This is a genomic window from Rhodoplanes elegans, assembly GCF_016653355.1.
Lineage (GTDB): Bacteria > Pseudomonadota > Alphaproteobacteria > Rhizobiales > Xanthobacteraceae > Rhodoplanes > Rhodoplanes elegans.
Map to the genome: position 1 here is coordinate 1 of NZ_NHSK01000159.1, position 5,801 is coordinate 5,801.

A 5,801-nucleotide genomic window follows, 5' to 3' on the forward strand; every position below is an offset into this window, starting at 1 on the left:
CCCTCACCCGACGTCCGCGCTGATCGCGCGAACGTCGACCTCTCCCCGCGTGCGGGGAGAGGTGAGGCGCGCCCTGCCCCGGGCATAGCGCCCCTCCTCGACGTCGTCGATCTGAGCAAGTCGTTCGGCGGCGTGCGGGCCGTGGACGGGCTGAGCTTCACCGTAAAACGCGGCAGCATCGTCGGGCTGATCGGACCGAACGGCTCCGGCAAGACCACGGCGCTCAATCTCATCTCCGGCGCCATCCCGCCGCGCGGCGGCGAGATCCGGCTCGACGGCGCCGCCATCACGGGGCTGAAGCCGGACCGCATCGTCCACCGCGGCGTCGCCCGCACGTTCCAGCTCGTGCGCGTGCTCGGCGACCTCTCCTGCGCCGACAACGTGACGGCGGCGATCGCCTTCCGCCAGCATCCGCTGTGGGGCGACAAGGCGCGCCACCAGGCGACCGCCCTGCTCGCCCGCGTCGGCCTCGCCGGCCGCGACGCCGAGCCGGCCGGCAATCTCACCTACATCGACAGCAAGCGGCTGGAGCTCGCCCGCGCGCTGGCGCTCGATCCGAAGCTCCTGCTGCTCGACGAGTGGCTCGCCGGCCTCAACCCGACCGAGCTTCAGGAGGGCATCGCGCTAATCGCCTCGCTGAAGCGCGACGGCCTCACCATCGTGATGGTCGAGCACGTGATGGACGCGATCCGCTCGCTCTGCGACCGCTGCGTCGTGATGAACACGGGCCGGAAGATCGCCGACGGCACGACGGCCGAGGTGCTGACCGACCCCGAGGTGGTGCGGGCCTATCTCGGAGGCGCCGATGCTGAGGATTGAGGACCTCTCGGTGTCCTACGGCCGCCACCGCGCGCTCGACGGCGTCGCCCTGACGGCCGGCGCGGCCGAGATCGTCGTCGTGCTGGGCGCCAACGGGGCCGGGAAGTCGACGCTGCTGAAGACCATCGGCGGACTGCTGGCGCCGCATCCCGGCGCCAGCATCGCGCTGGACGGCGAGCCGCTGACCGGCAAGCCGGCGCACGACGTCGTCGAGGCCGGCATCGCGCTGGTGCCCGAGGGGCGCGGCATCTTCGGCGAGCTGACGGTGCGCGAGAACCTGCAGCTCGGCGCCTATCCGGCCCGCGCCCGCGCCGGCGAGAAGGCCAATCTCGACCGCATCCTCGCCCTCTTCCCGCGGCTCTCGGAGCGGATGAGCCAGACCGCCCGCACCATGTCGGGGGGCGAGCAGCAGATGCTCGCCATCGGCCGCGCGCTGATGTCGGCGCCGAAGCTCCTGCTGCTCGACGAGCCCTCGCTCGGCCTGTCGCCGCGGGTCTGCCGCGAGCTGTTCGCGGCGCTCGCCCGCATCAAGGCCGACGGCATCGGCATCCTGCTGGTCGAGCAGAACGCCACCGCGAGCCTCGCGATCGCGGACCGCGGCTACGTGGTCGAGACCGGCCGCGTCACGCTCCACGGACCCGCCCCGGCCTTGCGCGAAAACCCGGCCGTGCGCCGCGCCTATCTCGGACTGCCAGCACCTGCTACGTCCTCCCCCGAGGGCAACAACCCCCAGCCGACGAGGTCACCGATGCTCGACGTCACCATGATGGTCAACGACAAGGACACGCCTGCCGCCGCCGGCCGCACCTTCGAGCGCCTGAACCCGATCACGGGCGAGGTGGCGAGCCGCGCTTCGGCCGCGACGATCGCCGATGCCAATGCCGCCGCCGACGCGGCCGCCGCCGCCTTCCCGGCATGGTCCGAGATGGGGCCGAATGCGCGCCGCGCCATCCTCAACCTCGCCGCCGACAAGCTGGAGGCGCGTGCCGAGGACTTCGCCGAAGCGATGACGGCCGAGATCGGCGCCGCGGCGCCGTGGGCGCATTTCAACGTGCACCTCGCCGCCGGCATGCTGCGCGAGGCGGCCGCGATGACGACCCAGATCGCCGGTGAGGTGATCCCCTCCGACGTGCCCGGCCTCGTCGCCTTCGGGCATCGCCAGCCGGTCGGCGTGGTGCTCGGCATCGCGCCGTGGAACGCGCCCGTCATCCTCGGCGTGCGGGCGCTCGCCATGCCGCTCGCCTGCGGCAACACCGTGGTGCTGAAGGCCTCCGAAATCTGCCCGGCGACGCACCGGCTGATCGGCGAGGCCCTGCACGACGCCGGCCTGCCGGCGGGCGTCCTCAACGTCGTCACCAACGCGCCCGAGGACGCGCCGGCCGTGGTCGAGGCGCTGATCGCGCATCCGGCGGTGCGGCGCGTCAACTTCACCGGCTCGACGCGGGTCGGCCGCATCGTCGCCGAGATCGCGGCCAAGCACCTGAAGCCGGTGCTGCTCGAGCTCGGCGGCAAGGCGCCCTGCATCGTGCTCGACGACGCCGATCTCGACGCCGCCGTGGCCGGCGCCGCCTTCGGGGCGTTCGCCAACCAGGGCCAGATCTGCATGGCGACCGAGCGCATCGTGGTGATGGACGCGGTCGCCGACGCCTTCGTGCAGAAGCTCGCCGCCAAGGCGGCGGCGCTGCCGGCCGGCGACCCGCGCAAGGGGCCGGTCGTGCTCGGCTCGCTGGTCAGCCGCGAGGCGGCGGAGCGGGTCGGCGGGCTCGTCCAGGACGCGGTGGCGAAGGGCGCGGAGCTGCTCGCCGGCGGCAAGATCGACGGCACCATCATGAACGCCACCGTGATCGATCGCGTCACGCCGACGATGCGGCTCTACACCGAGGAGTCGTTCGGCCCGGTGGTCGCCGTCGTGCGGGTCGGCAGCATCGACGAGGCGGTGCGGGTGGCGAACGACACCGAATACGGCCTCTCGGCCGCGGTGTTCGGACGCGACATCCCGCGCGCCATGGCGGTGGCGCGCCGCATCGAGTCCGGCATCTGCCACATCAACGGCCCGACCGTCCACGACGAGGCGCAGATGCCGTTCGGCGGTGTGAAGGCATCGGGCTACGGCCGCTTCGGCGGCCGTGCGGCCATCGCCGAGTTCACCGAGCTTCGCTGGATCACGGTGGCGACGACGCCGCGGCACTATCCGTTCTGATCAGGCTCGCTTCCGGAGTCGGGAGGCAAAGCCATTGTTACCTCTCCCCGCGTGCGGGGAGAGGTCGACGTTCGCGCGATCAGCGCGGACGTCGGGTGAGGGGGCGTCGCCGCGAGTCTCTGCTGTACGGAAGCGCCCCCTCACCCGACTCGCCTCTTCGCGGCGAGCCACCCTCTCCCCGCGCGGCGGGGAGAGAGAAGACAGCGTCGCCCCATCAGCGTCGCTGATGCGACGCATAACCGGTTTCGGCTTTCCCGCTCCGGTCCGCCTCCGCTACGCTTCTCGTCTCGCCCCGGCCGCGCGACCGCGCGGCATCCCCCGCATGCGACGAGAGCACCGATGACCGACAGCCCGACCAGCGGCAAGACCATGATCCTCACCGGCGGCACCGGGGGGATCGGCCAGGCCATCGCGCGTCGCGCGGCGGCCGACGGCTGGGCGATCGGCTTCAGCTACGCCAGCGACGACGCCGCCGCGGCGACGCTGGTGGCAGAGCTCGAAGCCGCCGGCGCCCGCGCGATCGGCATCCGCGGCGACATCGCCGACGAGGCCCAGGTCGAGACCTTGTTCGACGCGGTCGAGGCCGCACTCGGGCCGCCGACCGCGCTCGTCAACAATGCCGGCATCACCGGGCCGATCGGCACCTTCCTGGCGGCGACGCCCGCCGTGATGCGGCGCGTCGTCGACGTCAACCTGATCGGCACGATGCTGTGCACGCAGCGCGCCGTGCGCGACTGGACGACGCGCAGCACCGCCGGTGCGGTCGTGAACATCTCGTCGATCGCCGCCGTGCTCGGCGCGCCGAACGAGTACGTGCCCTATGCGGCCGCGAAGGCCGGCGTGGAGACCTTCACGATCGGCCTCGGCAAGGAGCTGGGACCGACCGGCATCCGGATCAACGCGGTGTGCCCCGGCACCATCCAGACCGGCATCCACGCCAAGGCGGGCGAGCCCGGCCGCCCGGCCCGTGTCGTCGCGCGCGTGCCGATGGGCCGCATCGGCGAGCCCGACGAGATCGCGACCGCAGTGCTGTGGCTGCTCTCCGACGAGGCGTCCTACGTGACCGGCACGGTGCTCAAGGTCGCCGGCGGGCTGTGAGGGCCGCGCCGCACGTCGCGGTCATCGTTCCGTCATCGCCGCGTCAAGCCGGCGTAGCGGGCGCGGTCGAAAAGCTGCGGAGACATCCACCGAGGAGTCTCCATGACCCGCACGACCACGCTTCCCCTCGCCGCCGCCCTCGCGCTGGTGCTCGCCGTCCCGGCCTTCGCGCAGCAGGAATATCCGGCCGTGCTGGCCGGCCATGCCGTGTTCCCGGCCAGGACCTTCGTGGCCGCGCCGGCCGACGCGCCCGCCGACCTGAAGGTCTCCGGCAAGTTCACCACCGGCAAGCGCGTCGAGGCGATCGGCAGCGTGCCGGGCAAGTCGAACGGCCGCCCGACCAGCGTCGCCCTGCCGTTCGAGGGCCAGCCCGTGCAGGGCCAGTCGGGCGTCAAGGTGATGCCGGACGGCACGTTCCTGGTGCTCACCGACAACGGCTTCGGCGGCAAGGCGAACTCGCCAGACGCCATGCTGTTCTTCAATCGCTACAAGGTCGACTGGGCGGCCGGCACGTTCGAGCGGCTGGAGACCGTGTTCCTGCACGATCCCGACAAGAAGGTGCCGTTCCGCATCGTCCACGAGGGCACGCAGAAGCGCTATCTCACCGGCGCCGACTTCGATCCCGAAGGCATCCAACCGATCGGCGACGTGATCTGGATCGGCGAGGAGTTCGGCCCCTACCTGATCAAGGCCGACAAGACCGGCAAGGTGCTGGCCGTGATCGAGACCGTGGCCGACGGCAAGCCGGTGCGCTCGCCCGACCACTTCGCCGTCGCCTCGCCGGGCGCGCCGAACCAGACCGCGAGCTTCAACGCCCGCCGCTCCAAGGGCTACGAGGGCTTCGCCGCGTCCAAGGACGGCAAGTTCATCTACGGCCTGCTCGAAGGCGCGCTGTGGGACGCCGACAAGAAGGAGCTGGAGAATCTCGACGGCAAGCAGGCGGCGCGCATCCTCGAGTTCGACGTCGCTGCGGAGACGTTCACCGGCCGGTTCTGGTACTACCCGTTCGAGCAGAACGGCAACGCCATCGGCGACTTCAACATGATCGACGGCGCGACCGGCCTGGTCATCGAGCGTGACGACTTCGAGGGCACGGCCGACAAGGCCTGCCCGGCCGGCGCCACCGGCACAGCGACGGAGAGCTGCTTCGCGAGGCCGGCCCAGTTCAAGCGCGTCTACAAGATCGAGCTGTCCGACGCGACCGTCGGCAAGCCGGTGCGCAAGATCGGGTTCATCGACCTGATGAAGATCCAAGACCCCGACAAGAAGGCGAAGAAGCCGCTGACCGGCGGCGTGCTGACCTTCCCGTTCTTCACCATCGAGAACGTCGACCGGGTCGACGAGACCCACATCGTCGTCGGCAACGACAACAACCTGCCGTTCTCGTCGAGCCGCGAGCCGAACCAGGCGGACGACAACGAGTTCGTGCTGCTGACGGTCGGGGAATTCCTGAAGGCGAAGTGAGCGGCGCCGTTCGCCGCCGTGTCGTGGCCGGGCATGTCCCCATAGGCGCTAAGATAAGGGGATTTCCGTCGGAATCGGGATGTGATTCAAGTCGGAGATGGCAAGGAACCATCTTGATTCGACCGAGTGGGATCGGCTCGTCGAGGGGCTCGGTGGTGAAGCGGCACTGACCGCGTCGGCTCGGGAGCTGAAGGCGTTCGTGCGCGCCCGCGGGATTCGC

The 5,801-nt window shown here is 71.0% G+C and carries 4 protein-coding genes and 1 pseudogene; all 5 read left to right on the plus strand.

Annotation, left to right across the window (positions count from 1 at the left end; translation table 11 throughout):
• Positions 1 to 84 precede the first annotated feature (84 nt).
• Complete coding sequence (locus CCR97_RS20050) at positions 85 to 819, plus strand: ABC transporter ATP-binding protein (protein WP_111360166.1); 735 nt, start codon at positions 85 to 87, stop codon at positions 817 to 819.
• Positions 806 to 1,282: pseudogene (locus tag CCR97_RS31830) on the plus strand (ABC transporter ATP-binding protein); the annotation flags it as partial. The gene CCR97_RS20050 and the pseudogene CCR97_RS31830, both read left to right, overlap by 14 nt.
• A gap of 285 nt (positions 1,283 to 1,567) precedes the next feature.
• Positions 1,568 to 3,019, plus strand: a complete 1,452-nt coding sequence (locus CCR97_RS20055; RefSeq protein WP_244670579.1) for an aldehyde dehydrogenase — start codon at positions 1,568 to 1,570, stop codon at positions 3,017 to 3,019.
• 339 nt (positions 3,020 to 3,358) lie between these two features.
• Positions 3,359 to 4,117, plus strand: a complete 759-nt coding sequence (locus tag CCR97_RS20060) for an SDR family oxidoreductase (RefSeq protein ID WP_111360423.1) — start codon at positions 3,359 to 3,361, stop codon at positions 4,115 to 4,117.
• A 102-nt stretch (positions 4,118 to 4,219) separates the two neighbouring features.
• The gene (locus CCR97_RS20065) at positions 4,220 to 5,581 is read left to right on the plus strand and encodes an esterase-like activity of phytase family protein (protein WP_111360422.1); all 1,362 of its coding nucleotides are present in this window, start codon (positions 4,220 to 4,222) and stop codon (positions 5,579 to 5,581) included.
• Positions 5,582 to 5,801 lie beyond the last annotated feature (220 nt).

What these genes read in the sequence shown, in the direction of transcription:
- CCR97_RS20055 (WP_244670579.1), top strand. Translation starts at nt 1,568, where the DNA reads ATGCTCGACGTCACCATGATGGTCAACGACAAGGACACGCCTGCCGCC.
- CCR97_RS20060 (WP_111360423.1), top strand. Translation starts at nt 3,359, where the DNA reads ATGACCGACAGCCCGACCAGCGGCAAGACCATGATCCTCACCGGCGGC.
- CCR97_RS20065 (WP_111360422.1), top strand. Translation starts at nt 4,220, where the DNA reads ATGACCCGCACGACCACGCTTCCCCTCGCCGCCGCCCTCGCGCTGGTG.